Source organism: Candidatus Jidaibacter acanthamoeba (assembly GCF_000815465.1).
GTDB classification, from domain to species: domain Bacteria; phylum Pseudomonadota; class Alphaproteobacteria; order Rickettsiales; family Midichloriaceae; genus Jidaibacter; species Jidaibacter acanthamoebae.
In genome coordinates this window covers 1-1012 of sequence record NZ_JSWE01000188.1, presented here as the reverse complement: position 1 = coordinate 1012, position 1012 = coordinate 1, and the positions used below count along the sequence as shown (strand labels likewise).

1 protein-coding gene is annotated in these 1012 nt (G+C 33.2%); it reads left to right on the top strand.

Translation table 11 applies throughout. The annotated features are described in order from the left end of the window. A partial coding sequence (locus tag NF27_RS12600; protein ID WP_039458649.1) for a hypothetical protein occupies positions 1-541 on the top strand: 541 nt, incomplete at its 5' end. Between the last annotated feature and the right edge of the window lie 471 nt (positions 542-1012).

The window sequence follows — 1012 nt, the reverse complement described above, 5'->3', positions numbered from 1 at the left end:
GAAGTTATTACTTGAACATACTTCTGATATAGAAAAAAGAGAGGCTATGATCCATGTGCGAAATGATGAAGCTTTTATTGATGCTGTAAAAAAAAATCAAAATACTGTCTTCAATTATTTAATTTTTTTAATTCCAAAAGAAAACTTATTGCCCTTCCTAACCGATAAAATATTACCTAGAGTACCTGCAGAACGTGAGAAAATCATCCCATATTTGTATATTAGTGAATACTTTTCAATCGCGAAAGGGATAAGTAACCTACAGCTTATATGTAAAAATTTCCTTTCATATTTTGAAGGAAATTCTGAAAACCAGGAAAACTTTAAACTTCCAAACGAGATTATTTCTTATATATTTTGTACGGCATTAGGAGCAGCTAATCCACAACAATTAAAAATAATAGAAGAGATAAAAAGTGAAGTAAATGAAGAAAGTAAGTCTGATGTTGCTAGTAGTATAATAAAAAACATTAACAATAGAGTTAGGTTCATTGATAAAATCTTACAATATGAAAAAACAGCTGTGATAAGTAGAGCTTAGAATAAGTCTATTACCAAAGCCGGAGGGCTCTGATACCATGTTTAAAGTCAAGAGTGGAAGAACAAAAGATTAGAGAAATTGTATAAGATAAGGCACTACATTTGCTATAGCGTTTAAGTTGGTTATGCGCTTATCTGCTATATATTTTGCGGAGCGTGAAGGATCGCCCGACTAGGGGTAATAAGAGGTTTGGCCGGGGATCCTGGTTAAAAAAAGGACAGCATTGCGTGATCGTTCAGGTTATTCAGTAAATGGCCCAGTGTTAGAGAACGTGCAAAAACGGAACTCTGGCGTTGAGCTCCTTAGTTTGTGCAGGTTCCAAGGCTTACCGTTTATGAGTAAGTAATAGGAAAATTATCAAAAATAGCATTCTTTTATTGTTTATTAAGTTCCTTTCTGATAAGTGTGATGTTTATTAAGGGTATTATAAATATTTATGTGGAAATGTGGCATAAGGCTGTAGTATGCTAT